General features: G+C 52.3%; 11 protein-coding genes. 2 read left to right on the top strand and 9 right to left on the bottom strand.

Going from position 1 to position 16,968, the window contains the following annotated elements; translation table 11 throughout:
- The first annotated feature begins 275 nt into the window (after nucleotides 1-275).
- Nucleotides 276-3,794, top strand: coding sequence for an Ig-like domain-containing protein (locus tag TU86_RS15695; RefSeq protein ID WP_048365246.1), 3,519 nt, complete (start codon nucleotides 276-278; stop codon nucleotides 3,792-3,794).
- Nucleotides 3,795-3,974: 180 nt separating this feature from the next.
- On the opposite strand, the gene TU86_RS15690 is transcribed toward TU86_RS15695, so the two are convergent.
- The 5 genes from TU86_RS15690 to TU86_RS15670 form a co-directional block, all read right to left on the bottom strand.
- Nucleotides 3,975-6,329: an autotransporter outer membrane beta-barrel domain-containing protein gene (locus tag TU86_RS15690; protein WP_239658794.1), complete on the bottom strand. Its 2,355-nt coding sequence runs from the start codon at nucleotides 6,327-6,329 to the stop codon at nucleotides 3,975-3,977.
- A gap of 327 nt (nucleotides 6,330-6,656) precedes the next feature.
- A complete protein-coding gene (locus tag TU86_RS15685; protein ID WP_048365244.1) occupies nucleotides 6,657-7,853 on the bottom strand; it encodes a hypothetical protein in 1,197 nt (398 codons plus the stop codon).
- Nucleotides 7,854-7,897: 44 nt separating this feature from the next.
- Nucleotides 7,898-8,689 carry a hypothetical protein gene (locus TU86_RS15680; protein ID WP_048365243.1) on the bottom strand — a complete coding sequence of 264 codons (792 nt, stop codon included), beginning with the start codon at nucleotides 8,687-8,689 and terminating at the stop codon, nucleotides 7,898-7,900.
- Nucleotides 8,690-8,985: 296 nt separating this feature from the next.
- Nucleotides 8,986-10,926, bottom strand: coding sequence for a hypothetical protein (locus TU86_RS15675; RefSeq protein ID WP_157395912.1), 1,941 nt, complete (start codon nucleotides 10,924-10,926; stop codon nucleotides 8,986-8,988).
- Nucleotides 10,927-11,221: 295 nt separating this feature from the next.
- A complete protein-coding gene (locus TU86_RS15670; protein ID WP_048365241.1) occupies nucleotides 11,222-12,184 on the bottom strand; it encodes a zinc-binding dehydrogenase in 963 nt (320 codons plus the stop codon).
- 139 nt (nucleotides 12,185-12,323) lie between these two features.
- Here TU86_RS15670 and TU86_RS15665 point away from each other — a divergent pair, with 139 nt between their 5' ends.
- A complete protein-coding gene (locus TU86_RS15665) occupies nucleotides 12,324-14,405 on the top strand; it encodes a carboxy terminal-processing peptidase (protein WP_167337971.1) in 2,082 nt (693 codons plus the stop codon).
- 113 nt (nucleotides 14,406-14,518) lie between these two features.
- Here TU86_RS15665 and TU86_RS15660 read toward each other — a convergent pair whose 3' ends face one another.
- The 4 genes from TU86_RS15660 to TU86_RS15645 all read right to left on the bottom strand — a co-directional run bounded on the left by TU86_RS15660 (nucleotide 14,519) and on the right by TU86_RS15645 (nucleotide 16,832).
- A complete protein-coding gene (locus TU86_RS15660) occupies nucleotides 14,519-14,974 on the bottom strand; it encodes an SEL1-like repeat protein (RefSeq protein ID WP_048365239.1) in 456 nt (151 codons plus the stop codon).
- Nucleotides 14,975-15,343: a hypothetical protein gene (locus TU86_RS15655; RefSeq protein ID WP_048365238.1), complete on the bottom strand. Its 369-nt coding sequence runs from the start codon at nucleotides 15,341-15,343 to the stop codon at nucleotides 14,975-14,977.
- Complete coding sequence (locus TU86_RS15650; protein WP_048365237.1) at nucleotides 15,340-15,678, bottom strand: helix-turn-helix domain-containing protein; 339 nt, start codon at nucleotides 15,676-15,678, stop codon at nucleotides 15,340-15,342. Before TU86_RS15650 ends, TU86_RS15655 begins: the two co-directional genes overlap by 4 nt.
- Before the next feature lie 416 nt (nucleotides 15,679-16,094).
- Complete coding sequence (locus TU86_RS15645) at nucleotides 16,095-16,832, bottom strand: BamJ family beta-barrel-assembly machinery protein (protein WP_048365236.1); 738 nt, start codon at nucleotides 16,830-16,832, stop codon at nucleotides 16,095-16,097.
- Nucleotides 16,833-16,968 lie beyond the last annotated feature (136 nt).

The following is a 16,968-nucleotide window of genomic DNA, read 5'->3' as shown; positions in this document are numbered from 1 at the left end:
GGATCCTTTTTCCCGTAAAAACGCACGTTAGCAGCCGTCAACGATGCACGCCTGCGTGCGTGATTGAAACCCCCTTTATATTTCAATTGCGCGATCAAGCCGTGGCATCACGATCGACTGCTGTACTTCTCGTTTACAGCGGAAGCCATAACCATGATTGGAATCCCCTTCTTCTGTGCCGGGTGCACAACAACGCCAACAGGGCTCAGGCGTTAGATCAAACCTAAGTCCACTTCAGTGCGCAACACAAAAAACATCGCCTCGAGGATAAGACAATGACTCGATTTACAACTCGCCTGTTTCCGCCTGTAAACCAAGACAACTCGACACTCACGTTACGCCCGATCCTGATTTCAGGCTTGGCTACACCGGTCGTGGATGCTGATGGCGGGATAGGACACAGTGTGGTTTATGGCAGTTCGTTCGGCCTGCTCTGCGCGATTGACCCCTACAACATGATGAGCACCAACGACAGTATTGATATTTACTGGGGCGCAGGTAACAAGATCGCCACACGGCGGGTGAGTGCCTCCGAAGTTGATACGCGACTGTTTCTCTATCTGCCAGAAGACAAAATCGTACCCGGCCTGATAGACGATGTGTATTACACGCTGAACCGCGTTAACCCCACAACACCTCCCGAAGACTCCATCCCCCTCACCTTACTGGTCAAGCTCGATTTGCCCGGCGGCCTGGATGGCGATCCACATCTTCCCGGCCATTCAAAATTGAAGAAACCGGGTCTGCCCCAAGACGTCATCGACAACGGGGTCAGTGCCGAATGGGCCAGCAAGGGTGTGCCCGTCGTGATTGATAACTATCCGGGCAGGTTCCGCCGCGACACGGTGCAATTGAGGTGGGGCAGTGTCTTTCTGCGCCGGCCTATCACCCCGGCAGAGGCTTCCGGTACTGATCCAATCACTGTATTGGTCGATCAACAAACGATTCTCTCCGCAGGCGACAGCAACAAACTGCTCGTGGAATATCAAGTATTCGACGAGGTGTGGAATTTCTCCGAGGACTGGTCAAAAAATACCAGCGTGACAGTCGAGGCCGGCGGTTGGCTCCTTGATGCGCCCATCATCAAGAATGTCAACTCAGCCGGTATCATTGATTTCGAACAGCTGGGTAGTGCGGATGTGATTGTTCAAATCGTTGTTCGCACCAGTGATTTCGGCCCCGGCGATTCAATCATCTTGAACTGGCTAGGGACGTCCTTGAATGGTGGCATCGTCCCTCACGAAGAGCGCTTTGATGGTTTCAACATCCCTACGATCATTGAAGCTAGCGTGCCTAACGCCAAAATCAAAGACATTATCAAAGGGTCCGCAGTGGCCTCTTATATTGTCATGCGAGGCAATGGCGACCCGCCCGTCTCCTCAAAAAGGGCCTTTGCAAAAGTAATCGGTGAGGCTAATCCGTTGGCAGCGCCCTCTATTCTTGAAGTCGTCGGAGACACTCTGGAACCCTCCAATAATTGGGCAACGGTGCAAATCCCAGCATCCCAATTGATCAAAGCGGGAGACACTCTCGATGTCATCTGGCTGGGCACCACCGCCAGCGGTAACCCGTATGTTCATGAAATCCAGCATCCCGTGACCAGTAACGAGGCAGGCAAAGTCATCACCCTGTATGTGGAACCTGAACACTTCGCAGGTTTGGCGAACGGAAGACTGGATTTATCCTACACAGCGTTCAACGATGATCGCGTGCAGACATTCGGTACCAGCAAATCGGATCACTTGCTGATAAATGTGGGCGAATTACGTAAGGAATTGCCTGCCCCAAAAGTTCAACAGGCGCCAGATGATGTACTAGAGCCTGAGTGGGTGCCCAACGGTGCGGATGTACGGATCAACTACCTGGGCACCGAGCCGGGCGATGTAGTGACCTACTATTGGACCTCTTTTTCGCCAGAAGGGACCGTCAACGACTGGCTACCCATCACGATCGGGTCAGCCGGCAAGCCTGTCAGCTTTCACGTGCCCTACTCCTACATCGAAGCCAGCATAGATGTAGGTGCTAAGGTGCGTTACACCGTGCTGCAAGCCAGAGACGGGCAATACCGTTATTCCGCCACTTTGTCATTGAGAGTGGAAGCAGACAAAGCGCCGATCATTGCCTCGGTCGAGGACTCTAACGGCAAAGATATCGTCAATGGTGGCACCACCCGCGATACACACCTAAGAGTGATTGGAACAGGCCGCGCCAGATTCAAAGTTGAAGTATTCGACGGAGTCAACTCCCTGGGTGAAGCCGCCGTTAGTCCATCAGGCAAATGGGGCCTGGAAACAGGCAAGCTAAGCGTGGCCAGCCACAGCTTTACTGCAAAGGGGTTGTATGGCGCGCAATTGATCTCCCTCCCCTGGACGCTGACCATCGAGGAGCCGGTTGTTCCTGCCATTACCTCACTCAAGGATTCAAAAAACGTTGAGGTCCCCAATGGTGGTGTCACGATTGAAACTCAACTAAAACTGGCTGGTACCGCATTGGCGGGTGAAAAAGTTGAAATTTTCGATGGCATAAAATCTTTAGGCCAAGCCCTCGTAAGTAGTGCCGGAGAATGGGTGTACACACTGAGCGGACTGACCCTGTCAGCGCACACTATCACCGCCAAAGGCCTCTACGATAACCAGCCGACTTCGCCCATCTGGTCGTTCACCGTCACGGACGAAGTCGTGCCGCAGATCTCTTCAGTAAAGGATTCTCGCGGGGCCGCTATTGCCAATGGAGGTAGCACCAGCGACACCAGCGTGACAGTAAGCGGCAGCGCAGAGGCCAATAAAAGCGTCGAAATTTACGATGGCAGCACTAGCAAAGGCAAAGTAAACGTTAACGCCGCGGGTATTTGGACTTACACACTCAGCGGATTGGCCTCGACGGTGCACAGCCTCACGGCTAAAGCGTTGTATGGCAATGGATTATCTTCGGCACCGTGGACCTTCACTGTGACCGTTCAAATAGTGCCGCTAATTAGCTCACTCAAGGATTCGGGAGGAACGGAAATCCCCAACGGCGGTGCAACGACGTCTACCAGTTTCACAGCAACCGGCACGGCAATGCCCAGTGAGAAAGTGGAGATCTTTGATGGCGGCACGTCCAAGGGAGTGGCAAACGTAGACTCAAACGCAAACTGGATCTATTCACTGCCAGGGCTGGCTACGGGATCTCATAGCATCACAGCCAAAGCGCTGTACGGGAGTGGCCTTACTTCATCCGCACGCGTTTTTACTATCACGGTAGCCACACCGCCACTCGTCATCGATACCTCTGACGCACGTTTATCCGGGCATATTTATATTTTCCCGCAAGGGCAAGTTCAATCTCAGCACGGCTCAGGGAACTCACTTACGCGAACCCCGAGCAGCGGCGTTCCCGCCTACACCTATTACTCGTCCAATACCGACGTTGCAAAAGTCGATTCCAGATCCGGGTACGTCCGTGCATTCGGCAACGGACAATCCACGATTACTGTGCAGGACAGAGCGGGACAGCGGCAGACCTATCGCGTGATCGTTACAGGTGTCACCCAGATCCTGTATGCAGGGAGTGGATCACAGCCCTCATTAACCCGATTCGCACAGTCAAAAGGAGGCTTTCTACCGTCGCGTGGTGACATGTCACGGATTTATCAGACATTCGGGGGAAGTAGTTTCCCCTTTGGCGGGCCGCTCTGGACATCAGATGAAGCGTTCTTTTTCCCTAAGAAGTATTGGGCGTACAACCTACTGAACGGATCCTCCTTCCCTTTCTTTGACTTTATTATGTGGGACGCACTGTACCTAAAAAGGTAACGGAAACAACGTCCATGAACGCCTCATCCGAGGCGTTTTTTTAAACACGGACAACACCCACAATCCCCGCAAAAAAAAACCTCAATCGTCCTCTAACAGGGAGATTGAGGTGTTTAGGACATTACCTGTTATGCGCAGGCGCTCTCAATTAGCCATTGAGCTAAATCGCGCATGGGTTACTTACCAACTGTAGCGTAACCCCACATTAGCCCCCCATGGCTGTTCAATATTTTTGCCGTTGCCATAGTCAAAGTCTGCATGCACTTGCAGGTTGCTCGTGACTGACACTGCCAGCCCCGCACCGAACTCAGCACGTGAACCCGACAGGTCATTGTTAAACACGTTGTTATTCACCTGAACTTCATTGTTTTTGGCGAACTCATGAACCATTGCTGCCCGAATATAAGGCTGAACTATGGCCCCATTTTTTAATGCCACGTTACGCCCTGCGGTCATGCCCGCTTTGGCCAATAATGAACGTGTACGATCACCTTCTGCTTCCATCCCGTTGTTTAAGCCGTAATCCTTAGCCTGAATCACAACACCCGCAACTTGGGCAAAGGGTTCGATGAAATAACCATCGTCCAGCTTGATGTGACGCCCGAACTCGGCAGATGCACCAAGACCGGCGTTGTCGTAGTCGCCCTTGGCGCGTGCGCCATCACTCATAGAAACCTTGGCCTGGTTGCTAAAACGGTTGTACTTGAGCACAGCATCGACGTAATAGCCGCTGCTTTGATCAAGCCAGGTGGTGTAGGCACCTACGTAGTAGCTTTTCACCGTGCCCGAAGTACCACGACTCAAGTCCAGGTCCGATTTGCTGGTCCCCCCCAGGACCCCTACTAACCACTGTCCATCACCGATGGGCAGGGGCGCATCGGCGCCCAACGAGAAACCATGCTGGGTTTGTTTATAAGCCAGCCCAGTGCTTTCAGAGACATTGAACTTGTTACCGTACGAACGCATCCAGACACCTGACTGGCCACCATCGAAACGCAGCTCACCCATACGACTGCGTAAAGAACTCAGCTCTCCGTACCAAACAGTAGGCGCTGTGTTAAACAAGGCCAACACCGAACTTGCGCTAGGGCTGATGTGCTTGTTGGCACCTAAAAACCACTCTGTACCACCAGCACCATCAGACTTGGACTCAAGCGCATAAGAGTAAGTACCTTGATCAACGCGGGGCGCGGCATTGGCCAGGCCAAACGTCGCATCACCGGACGCGATATGCACCAGAGTCAAGTCGGCAGGGTTGCTGACTGGATCAGCCCCCGTAGCAGTGACCAGCAGACTATGACTGCCGGTGGCTTCTCCTGTCACATTGAGCTTGTCGCCCATGCTGCGAGCCATATCGACGTCCATGACAAACGTACCTTGGCCAGAAAGATGCTCAGCATTTAACTGGTAAAAGGTGCCGGGGGTACTTGAACCGAAATCGACCGTGCCGTCGTGCAAGTCCAGCGTACCCACGCTGTTGTCACCCTTCATGTTCCAACGCGAAGCGTTGCTGATGACAACCCTCTCAATATTGTCCACATTGCCGGTAAATACGGAGGCCTTGTCCAAAGTAATACGCGCTGTACTTCCTGCCTCGGCAATGACATCGCCCGTCAGGAAGCCATGAGTGAAATCAAGATTGCCCGTGCTGTCCCCGGACATTTTGATATTGCCCTCAAGATGACTGTCTAAAACATTCACGTTGGCCGTGGCGCCCCCTGTGACATCCAACAAGAGGTTATTGCCCGCTAGCAGTGTCGAGCCGTTAATAATATCCAGGTTGACGTCAGGGATTTTACGCCCAGCCCCATCCACAAGAATCGCAGAACCGGTAACACCTTGAACAGATGTACCGTCTAGAACTATATTGCCTTCCTTGGGATTAGTAGATCCGTTTCTAAACACCCTGATGCCATTGGCTTCGCCAATAATTTTGCTATTTTTGGCTGTCACATCCGCACTGAACAGAATGAGTCCAGCGCTGCCTTCGCCTGTCGCTTCAACATGCGAGTTAGTGAAATTAAGTGCGCTATGCCCTGACGCTTGGGCACCGGCTGTAGTGCCAATAATCGTACTGTCAGACACATTAAATGTAGACCCCGTGAACGCCCCCAAATTCTGCATTGCATTAAGTCCAATACCGTCACTGATAACCGTACTGCCTGCTGATATTGTTGCCTCACTCTCGTGCAATTCAATGCCTAGACCACTGCCCACAGTACCCGTTACCGTAGCGCCGCTGAGCGTTAATACCGAACCGTTTAATCCAACAATTTCTGCGGTATCACCTTTATTAATGTTCAGGTTGGAGGCATTTGAACTCACCTGGTCAGCCGTGCCTCCATCAATATTAAGTGTGGCCCCTGTGCGCAGCGTATAGTCCGTTTTAGGATGGCCAGCATTTATAGTAATCGTGGTTCCATTTTCAATGAGTACAGCGCCCGCAGAGGGGCTCGCCACAACAAAAGCACCCAACAGAAGAGCATGTGGCATACTTTCTGAGGAAAACCATCGTGACATTCGTATAACGCGCATACAAATACTCCGTGAGTATAAAGCTGTGAAGGTTAACCGCCCCCAAACCCTTAATAGTTCAGGTCAGCTACCAGGCGCTAGATTACTGACAAACCTCCCAGTGCAATGTAGTAAAAGCCCTTCTTATACGTAGGAAAACACCTACATGTCACCCTCTCCCTCTACAAAAAAAGGCCACATACTTTGAGATGATTAATAGATGAGTTCTACAGGAACAAAAAAGTCATAACATGCCACTAACCCGACACCACAAAAGCTGCCAAACGCCCTTAACTATGAAAGAGGGCGTAATGCCCTCTTTCATAATCACTTCACCTCTTTCACCCCCTAAGGAAAGATAATGCACCCGCCGCCAGGACGCGTAGACGAGGCATAAATAGTTGCTTCCCCTGGAATAGGAGTCCCTCCTGCTGGCGTACCGGTGTAACTTACTTTCACCGCCCCCTTAGAGCCAACGACCTCAATATGATCTAAATAAGGTTTCACCTGAATTTCAAAACCGTTGGCCGCCTCATCCTTGGTCAGGATTTTATTTGACAGCTCCCACTTTCCTGACGTGACAGGCAGAGTCGCTGCTCTATCGGTATACGGCTGCCAGGTAATACTGACCGTGTCTCCGGCCTTTAGAAGCGTAGGATTACCCGGGATTTTAACCCTGACATAATAATCACCGCCGCCATCACTGATATAAGATTTGCAGCTCAGTGAGGCTATAGGCGGTGTGCCACTAGACATCACTTTGTCAGGGAATTGAGGCTCACCTAACAGAATAGGTAGCGCGCCGATAACATCAACACTTTGATTGGCTGACTGCTGTGAGTTTGAGCCTCCCCCTCCCGCGATCAGTCTAATTTTGTAGTACACCGGTATCGATGAACTGCCAGGCTCCTTTTCAATCTCACTCCATGGAATATTAAAAGTAACTACATCGCCCCCATTGTTTGCTGCCGTAATATCATAGAGCGCCACAGGTTCAGTAAGACTGCCCCAGAAAAGCTCCAAGCGCTGACCCACTTCAGGTGAACTGTAGAGGGTAAGGAAAGCCCGTGCATCCAACCCTTTGTCCGAAGCAAGTAACTTGTTATCTTGCGGGGTGACCCCTCCGCCCTGAACCCTCACAAGATTAAGCAACGGGTTAATGGGCCCAGGTTCATTGGGGTTAGTCGGCCCTGGTACCCAAAGATTCACATTCACCGTGGTCTGCAAAGACTCCACTTGTGCGCTGCCTCTAATGATGCTGTACTCCACAGTCGCAGGTACGTCACCAATACTGTCCTCGCCATAAGCAAGTTTTAACAGTGAATAGGGCACATCAATAATTATCGGATTACCGGGAAATGTACCCACCGTGAAAGGGGCACGCTTATGACCGGCCCAATTGACAATAATTTCATCAGACGGATCCCAATTAGTGTAGAGCGGGATAGTAATACCGACCCCCACTTGAGCATCTGCAATATCGACGAGTGTATTGTTGTCTTCTGCGAGTGGAACGCCCGGCGCTGGAAGTGGGGCAACCGGCAAAGGTTTGATAGCCAGATAGGATTTTTTCTTTTTAGAATCTTTCCCTATATTCCCGATTCTATCAATCGATACGTTACAAAAAGAGGGCCGTCTGGAATTCTTCTGATTCGTGAACCGGGGATATTCACCACGCGAGGATTAATAAATATATCCCCGGTAAAAACAGGGATCGCAGCCGGGTCAGGAACATTACCTTCGATAAAAACTTCAACAATATCGCCGGCTTTGGGCTGATCATAAGCCGGAATTGTGACGGCCAGTACATCACCATGATTATCGAGATAGTCCTGTGTTATATCCCCATTTTCAGCTTCAGGTTCTGTAAACGACAGTGCATCCGGTTCGCGCCCATAATGGGGGGCAATTTTATCTACCGTAATGGTTTGTGCAATTGAATACCCCCCCTCCCCTAGCTCATTCACAACCCAATATCGAAAAATATAAGTTGCATGATCCTCAAAGTTAAATTGTGGAATAGTGATTTGCACATCGGGGTCTGTGTCCTCATTCGGACCTGGCTGAGGAACTGTCAAAATGGACACATATTTTTCCGCTTCAATGCGCTTCCACTCAATAATAATTTTATCTTCACCACCGGCCTCTGCACCGTTCGTCCAGGCAGGTATACCTATTACCAGATCTGTTTCTTGTTTTTTTAATGGTAAATACCCATCTAAACTAGGGTCATCAGGCCAAAAAACGTAGTCGGGCAAAACAGCCTTTGGGAGGGTGGCTCCATCAGCACGGCTCGTTCCTAGAGCCTGTCGATTTCTAAGCCACTTTGAATAATGCTCCCGCGCTTGCTGGGAAGTGACCTTATTCTGACTTTCTTTCATTTCATCGATCTCCATGTCACTGAATGATTACTGCATTGGGTGTAAACAATAGGATGGGTACAACACTCGCCTAAACAACACTTTCACAACCTGCTGAATCACCTCCCCTCTTCTAAGACAAAGAGCCCCCTGCGACGTGCGCTTCAAACATGTCGCGCATTCGAATGCTGACAGCCCACAGCGTTACATCCGCGCACCCCCCCATTGAAACTTCATACGTATTAAATAAATTATGGCCTGTTAATTTGCTGCCTTAGGCCCTGACGGAGTGTTGAGTACATCCGTGTACAGGTTGTCTATCTATTTACTGGTGGCTCGCAAGGATCACCTCCAGGAACCACCCTTGTAATTTTCACAAAGTCTGCACGCGCCTCTCCAAAACGACCATCTTTCTTGGTAAGTGTGTAATGCACCCGTCCTGAACCCTCTACCATCGGTTTTATATGAGGTTCATAGGGCGCTACCGTGACATCTGCATACCCTTGAGTCACATGAACATTCAGCACCGAAAGTACAATTTCCTTTTCAGTTCCTGCAATAGGGTCCGTACCATTAAAATTACTGCATCCTTGCCAAAATACTCGCAGCTCATCGCCGTATTCAAAATAACCTCCCGTGAAAACAATTCTGATCCGAATACCATCCCAGGGTTTCTCTAGGCTGGAGCAATTGATATAGCCCCATTTGTCAGCACCGGGGAATTCAGGCATCGATAAATCATCAATGGTTTCAACTTGAACGCTGACCAATGTGTTAGACGCGTGCTGCTGGTTCACGCCATTGCTCGTGGCGTAGTACACCGGTAACGCCAGGTTGTTGGGTTCTGAATCGATAAGGGTCCAGGGAATGTCTGTAAAAAAAATCTCCTGCCCTGCACTGTCACCCGTCTTGATCGTATACGTAGCCGCCACAGTGGCCCAAGTGCCCCAATAAAGCACCAGCGTTTGTCCAACCACTGGGTTTTGATAAAGAGGCACACTCGCCTTCACGGGGAAATCTTTATCGGTGGCTTTAAGTACGTTAGGAACCCCGGACTTACCCCTCACCACTACATGATTCAGTAAAGGGTTTACCAAAGCTGGCGCGCCCGGGTGGTCCTGTCCGGCCACGGTAAAATTAATATTTACAGATAGACTGGGGGACAGTTTTGAACTTGAGCCACGTACCAATTTATAACTGACCTGTACACTACGAGGCCCCAGTCCATTAGCAACCATCACACTCCACGGTACGTATACAGCCAAAGGAAACTTAGCCGCTACCGCCGACAGTGCAATGCCATCCCACTCAAACGCAATTAAATCCCCAGGCTGAGTGTCGACGATCCAGTCTATATGTGCGTATACGCCTGAGCGCGCATCCGCCCGATGAATCAGTGAATCGTCTTCAAACAGGGGCACTGTAGGAGGAGGAAGAATGCTTGGCCAAGGCGTCAGCGCTACCACGGCGCTGACTTCTTTAGAGACGTTCAGCGTTTCATTGCCCGCGCGATCCCTCAACTTATAGCCCGCGTAAAAAGTCCCATTCTTCTGGGCCGCCCGGATGACATCCCCTGTCAAATAAACCCTAATGTCATTCGCGTCGATATCCGCTTGAGAGACAGTGAACTCAGCCACCGGTAGCCCGATCGCTGGATTAGAGTCAAACCAATATAAAGACACTACATCACGCTCATGAGCCCCCGTGTAAAGAGGCAATGGAAGTGAGTATTCAACTTTATCGTCATGCGTGTCTAAATAAGCATCGGTGATCACACCCATCAAATCGCCAGGGGGTATCAGGGCGCCTGCTTGCTTATCGTAACTGGGCGCTTGAGTATCAACCGTCAGTTTTTTCTCAACCGACGTATCGGTCACGCCAGTCCCCGAGTTGGTGACGGTGTACCACAGGTCATACCCGCCATCCTGTTGCAAAAAAGATTTGTCATACACTAACTTATAAGGAAACAACGCGGGATCAATATCCCCTAACAAAACAACAGTGCCTGCGCAATAAATTTCATCGGCGGGGTCCATTTTCTTTGGCGCCCAATACCATTTAATAATGTCATACTCTGGCGCTTCTGCCGGGTTGACCCACAGGGTATCGATGTAAGCGTGAAGGTCTTTCGTATCCGAACCACTTGGGAGTAAACCCTCAGGGTCGGTAGGGTCTATGACATCAGGCACTCGAAGTGGAGTTAACGGTATGCGATGTTCATTCAGATTATTGGCTGACGACTTATTTTTTTGATTCATGTTTTGCCCACATACAGTTAACACGCGTGATGACAACGTAGGCCTACCGGCCATTCCCAAGAGCAACGTCGAACTCGCATCGTTACGTTTAATGATCCGCGAGCACAGTGCTACTGCACTCTTATTGGCGTGCACTGTCTACTGTCAGAAATGACAGGTCACCTGCTAAACATCGGGGGGGGGGTAACTTAGAAGCAACGAGAGGAATGAGGCTAAGCACATCCCGTGGTGCTAGAGAGGCGCAGCCAATACGCCCCTCTCTTTACATCACAGGCAGCTATATACTAAGAGGCGATTAAACAAGTGTTTCGTCGATCATCAGTACCAACTTGCCTGACACATTATTGTCCGCCAGCTCATTGAACGCGGCTTCTGCCTGCTTTACCGAGAAGGTCTTGGCCAATTGCGGGCTTAAGCGACCCTCTACGAACAAGGGCCACACGTGTTGGTTCAACTCACTTAACAGTTGCGCCTTGAACTGATCATCGCGGCTGCGCAACGTCGAACCCAGCAGTTGCACTCGTTTGGCCAGCACCTGGGCCAAATCCAGTTGTGCATTGCGCCCGCCCATCAGGCCAATCAGCACCCAACGACCATCCAGATTCAGCAGTTTGAGGTTGTTTGCAGCGTAATTGCCGCCCACCGGATCAAGAATGACATCGAAGGGGCCAAATGCGCTCAGCGCTTCAATCCCCTCGGTGCGCACCACACCGCCTTGTGCGCCCAACGATTGGCAATACGCCAATCGCTCCTCAGACCCCACACTCACCCAGCACGGGCTGCCAAACGCCTTGCACAACTGAATGGCGGCTGAACCCACACCACTTGCCCCAGCGTGCAACAGCACTTTTTCACCGGGGCGCAGGCCCGCGAGCTGGAACAGATTCAGCCAGGCGGTGCTGTACACCTCTGGCAAAGCTGCCGCTTGAACCAGAGACAAACCTTCTGGCACCGCCAGCGCATGGCGCGCATCCACCACCACTTCTTCAGCCATGCCGCCCCCGGCCAGCAACGCGCACACACGGTCGCCTACCTGCCAGGACGAGCCTGGCCCTACTTCGCTGACGACCCCAGAGCACTCAAGCCCCAACACTTGGCTCGCTCCCGGTGGTGGCGGATACAACCCGGCACGCTGTAAAAGGTCGGCGCGATTAAGCCCCGCTGCTGCCACGCGAATCCGAATTTGTCCTGCATCACAGGTAGGACTTGGCTCTTCTAGCCACTTCACCTGACCTTCAACGCCTTGCAATGCTTTCACAGTGCCTCCATAGTGAGTCTGGACTGAGCCCGGCGCTGAAGCACCGGGCTTTTTGCATTATGCGACCGGTCCTTGATGGAACCGGCGACTTCAAAGACGGCCTAATATGCGTTATCAATTGCCCCCGCGTCGAATCAGCATGAAGCATTTATTCCCTAGCACCGCACTCGCCCTATTCATTGGTCTCGGCGTTTTGCCGCTGTCGGCCAATACATTCGCCGCTAACCGTTGGGATAACCTTCAGCCCGATCGTGATGAGGTAATTGCCAGTCTTAACGTTGTTGAGCTGCTCAAGCGCCATCATTACAGCAAGCCGCCACTGGATGACGCGCGTTCCGCGATCATTTATGACAGCTACCTGAAGCTGCTCGATCCTTCGCGCAGTTATTTCCTGGCCAGCGATATTGCCGAATTCGACAAATGGAAAACCCAATTTGACGACTTCCTCAAAAGCGGCGACCTCAACCCTGGCTTCACGATCTATAAGCGCTATCTGGACCGCGTTAAATCGCGTCTGGACTTTGCCCTTGCCGAACTGAACAAGGGCGTTGATTCGTTCGACTTCAACGCAAAAGAAGCGCTGGAGATCGACCGCAAGGACGCGCCGTGGCTCAAAACCGAAGCCGAACTCAATGACCTGTGGCGCAAACGCATCAAGGACGAAGTCCTGCGCCTGAAAATTGCCGGCAAAGAGCCTGCAAAAATTCAGGAGCTGCTGACCAAGCGCTACAAGAATCAACTGTCGCGCCTCGATCAAACGCGCAGCGAAGACATCTTCCAGGCGTATATCAATACCTTCGCCATGTCTTACGACCCGCACACCAATTATCTGTCACCCGATAACGCGGAAAACTTCGACATCAACATGAGCCTGTCGCTGGAAGGCATCGGCGCCGTGTTGCAAAGCGATAACGATCAGGTGAAGGTCGTGCGTCTGGTGCCAGCAGGCCCTGCCGACAAGACCAAACAAGTGGCCCCGGCGGACAAAATCGTCGGCGTTGCCCAAGGCGACAAAGAGATGGTCGACGTGATCGGCTGGCGCCTGGACGAAGTCGTCAAGCTGATTCGCGGCCCTAAAGGCTCTGTGGTGCGTCTGGAAGTGATTCCGGCCAGCAATGCGCCAAATGACCAGACCAGCAAAATCGTGTCCATCACCCGTGAAGCCGTGAAGCTTGAAGAGCAAGCGGCGAAAAAGTCGATTCTCAACCTGAAACAGGATGGCAAAGACTACAAGCTGGGCGTGATTGAAATCCCGGCGTTCTATCTGGACTTCAAAGCATTCCGTGCCGGTGATCCGAACTACAAGAGCACCACCCGCGACGTTAAAAAACTGCTGACCGAATTGCAGAAAGAAAAAGTCGACGGTGTGATCATCGACTTGCGCAACAACGGTGGCGGTTCGTTGCAGGAAGCGACAGAACTGACCAGCCTGTTTATCGACAAAGGCCCAACCGTGCTGGTGCGTAATGCAGACGGCAAGGTGGACGTCCTTGAAGATGAAAACCCGGGCGCGTTCTACAAAGGCCCGATGGCACTGTTGGTGAACCGTTTGTCAGCCTCTGCTTCTGAAATTTTTGCCGGTGCCATGCAGGACTATCACCGCGCACTGATCATCGGCGGTCAGACTTTCGGCAAAGGAACAGTGCAAACCATTCAGCCGCTCAATCATGGCGAACTGAAACTGACCCTGGCCAAGTTCTACCGGGTTTCCGGCCAGAGCACCCAGCACCAGGGCGTCCTGCCTGACGTCGCCTTCCCGTCGATCATCGACACCAAGGAAATCGGCGAAAGCGCACTGCCTGAAGCCATGCCGTGGGACACCATCCGCCCGGCCATCAAACCTGCTTCTGACCCGTTCAAGCCATTCATTGCTCAGCTCAAGGCTGATCATGATGCGCGCACGGCCAAAGATGCCGAGTTCATCTTTATCCGTGACAAGCTGGCGTTGGCCGAAAAGCTGATGAGTGAGAAGACCGTCAGCCTCAATGAAGCTGAGCGCCGCGCGCAACATGCAGACATTGAAGCCAAGCAACTGGCAATGGAAAACGCCCGTCGCAAGGCCAAAGGTGAAGCGCCACTCAAAGAAATGAAGAAAGAAGACGAAGACGCCCTGCCGGTAGAACCTGAAAAGACTAAACCGGAAGATGACGCCTACTTGAGTGAAACCGGGCGGATTCTGTTGGACTACCTCAAGCTTAATGGTCAGGTGGCCAAACGCTAAAACAGAACCCGTCGCGTCGCTAAGCGCCTTAGCGACTACACCGGCGTTCACTCAATGTAAAAAGGGCGGGTCGCATTATGCGATCCGCCCTTTTTATTGGCCACTGAGCTGACTTAATTCGCGTCGCGTTGGTAGCGCCGTGCCAGATCGGGATCCGGCATCAACCCTGGGCCGCCCTGCTGATATAACTCCACCAGCTTGATGGACGCCAGCGGATGACCCGCCTTGGCGGCCATCGTCCACCAGCGAACCGCTTCAGCCGCATCCGGGGCTTTATTCACGCTGCCCGCCAGACTGAAAGCGCCTACTTGATACGCTGCTTTGCCATCGCCCGCCAGACCTGCCAGTCGCAACAAACGCACGCCCTCCTGCTTGGCGGCCAGCCCTTGCCCGCGAAAGGCCAGAATGTGCCCATAGAAGCTTTGAGCATCGGTATCGCCCAGGTTCGCCATGCGCGCGAATTGGCCCTCCATCCAGCGCCACAGCCGTGGCTGGCGTACACACCACGGCCAGTGGAACAACTTGCGCGCCACCCAGTAGCTTAAGCGCGCCTTAAGACGCCACACCACTCAAGCCTCCTCGTGTTCATAAGCGTACTCAAAAACGCGGACCACCTCGGAGGCGTGCCAGGAAGCCGCTGCAATACCATCAGGCGGCCCGCTAAAACGTCCTAACCGCTCAACACATTCAAAAAAACCAGTACGCGGCAAGCGGCTGGCTCCTTGGCTGATCACCAGCGAGCTGCGCAGCGGCTGTTCAGATTTGGCGTCCAGGGCTGCCAGATGCTCAAGCGCAGCGGTCAGGGTCAACATGGCTGGACTGGGCAGTTGCAAACGCTCCAGCAACGCGCGGTAGGTCAGCAAGTGGCGCTGTCGACGCGCCTGATCAAGCTCAGTCAGTAAACCTTCCCAATGTTGACGACTGATGCGTACGCTCATGACGCGTCCCTCCACCCGGCAATGCCAAGCTCCCAACCCAGGCTGCGACTGATGGCGCTGTCAGGCTTTCGCTCTCCGCTTTCAATCATGCTCAGGTAAGACGGGCTGATGCCTACCGTACGGGCCAACGCCTCAAGCGCCAGCCCCTTGGCTTCGCGCAGAGTGCGCAATTGATCAAGCCCGGGTAGCACCTGGTCGGTGGCGGGCGCCGGTATTGGCTCAACAGGGGCCGACGGTTGATTAAGACCTGCGGCTGTGAGGAGTGCCTGATAGCTTTCCCATGACAAAACCGCGTACTCGGGCTCACCATTGCGCTTGATAATTTGAAGATCCATTACTAAACCCCGTCAGACTTTTAAGTAAATCGAGTCGGAACTTTCCTTAGAAGCTTAATCCTAACAGCCGATAAGGTCTCTGGGGTTTTTGATCTTGCGTAGGAAAAAATCATTGAGTGAGGATCAACAGCCCGAAGAATGACAAATGTTATCCACACAAATTGTGGATAACCTTGTGAACAGAGCTGATTTTCATCGCTGAAAGCCCCGCGCCATAAGGGCTGCGCTCAGATCGGGCGTTTTTTACACACATAAAAAAACCCATAAATTCATTGACTTGGCAGTCAGCAACCACTAGAGACAGAGGATTACGGGCGACGTAATGGTCTGCATCTGGCTCATCAGGTGCGTAGGAATAGAACTACAGAAACGAAAACGCCCCGTCGAGACGGGGCGTTACGTGAAGCCAGAACCGCTTATTTGCTGGCAGGGGCTGCCGGTGCAGTTTCTTGCTCAGCTTTGGCCGGATCTTTGATGGCCAACAGTTCCAGATCGAATACCAACACCGAGTTCGCCGGGATGGCCGGGCTTGGGCTTTGTGCGCCGTAGGCCAGTTCGCTAGGAATGTACAACTTGTACTTCTCACCGACGTGCATCAGTTGCAAGCCTTCAACCCAACCCGGGATCACGCCGCTCACTGGCAAATCAATCGGGCTGCCGCGTTCAACGGAGCTGTCGAACACCTTGCCGTCAATCAGCTTGCCTTCGTAGTGAACGGTCACCACGTCTGTGGCTTTAGGCTGAGGGCCGTCGGCTTTTTTGATCACTTCATACTGCAAGCCAGAAGCGGTGGTGGTCACACCGGCTTTCTTGGCATTTTCTTCGAGGAATTTTTTACCCGCAGATGACGCTTCTTCGCTCATCTTGGTCAGGCGTTCTTCTGCACGCTTTTGCAGGGCAGAGAAAGCTTCGATCAGCTCGTCATCCTTAAGTTTTTGCTCTTTTTTACCCACGGCATCTTCGATGCCCAAAGCTACGGCTTTGGAGTCCAGGTCATCCATGCCCTCTTGAGCCAGGCTCTTGCCCATGTTCAGGCCAATGCCATAAGAAGCTTTTTGCGCCGGAGTTTTCAGCTCTACGCTGGTCTGCGAATCACAACCCGCCAGTACCAGGCTTACCAGAGCCACAGCTGCCGCCAACCGATGCTGTTTCATGCTATTTCCTTGTTCATGCGCCAAATGGGCAATCGAATAAAGCCGCGAGCTTATCAGGCGGCCGCGACCAATGGCTACCGGCATGAGAGCGGTAAATGGCACAGAAGTTCACGCTTAAAACACAATTCATATTCAG

Origin of the sequence: Pseudomonas weihenstephanensis (assembly GCF_001043055.1) — a bacterium.
GTDB lineage: Bacteria > Pseudomonadota > Gammaproteobacteria > Pseudomonadales > Pseudomonadaceae > Aquipseudomonas > Aquipseudomonas weihenstephanensis.
The sequence above is the reverse complement of the archived record's forward strand: the minus strand, read 5'-3'. Positions and strand labels throughout refer to the sequence as shown.

Bases quoted from the DNA above. Each gene is read 5' to 3' on its own strand.
- TU86_RS15645 (WP_048365236.1), bottom strand. From the start codon at position 16,832: ATGAAACAGCATCGGTTGGCGGCAGCTGTGGCTCTGGTAAGCCTGGTA.
- TU86_RS15680 (WP_048365243.1), bottom strand. From the start codon at position 8,689: ATGAAAGAAAGTCAGAATAAGGTCACTTCCCAGCAAGCGCGGGAGCAT.
- TU86_RS15695 (WP_048365246.1), top strand. From the start codon at position 276: ATGACTCGATTTACAACTCGCCTGTTTCCGCCTGTAAACCAAGACAAC.
- TU86_RS15675 (WP_157395912.1), bottom strand. From the start codon at position 10,926: ATGAATCAAAAAAATAAGTCGTCAGCCAATAATCTGAATGAACATCGC.
- TU86_RS15650 (WP_048365237.1), bottom strand. From the start codon at position 15,678: ATGGATCTTCAAATTATCAAGCGCAATGGTGAGCCCGAGTACGCGGTT.
- TU86_RS15665 (WP_167337971.1), top strand. From the start codon at position 12,324: ATGAAGCATTTATTCCCTAGCACCGCACTCGCCCTATTCATTGGTCTC.
- TU86_RS15690 (WP_239658794.1), bottom strand. From the start codon at position 6,329: ATGCGCGTTATACGAATGTCACGATGGTTTTCCTCAGAAAGTATGCCA.
- TU86_RS15655 (WP_048365238.1), bottom strand. From the start codon at position 15,343: ATGAGCGTACGCATCAGTCGTCAACATTGGGAAGGTTTACTGACTGAG.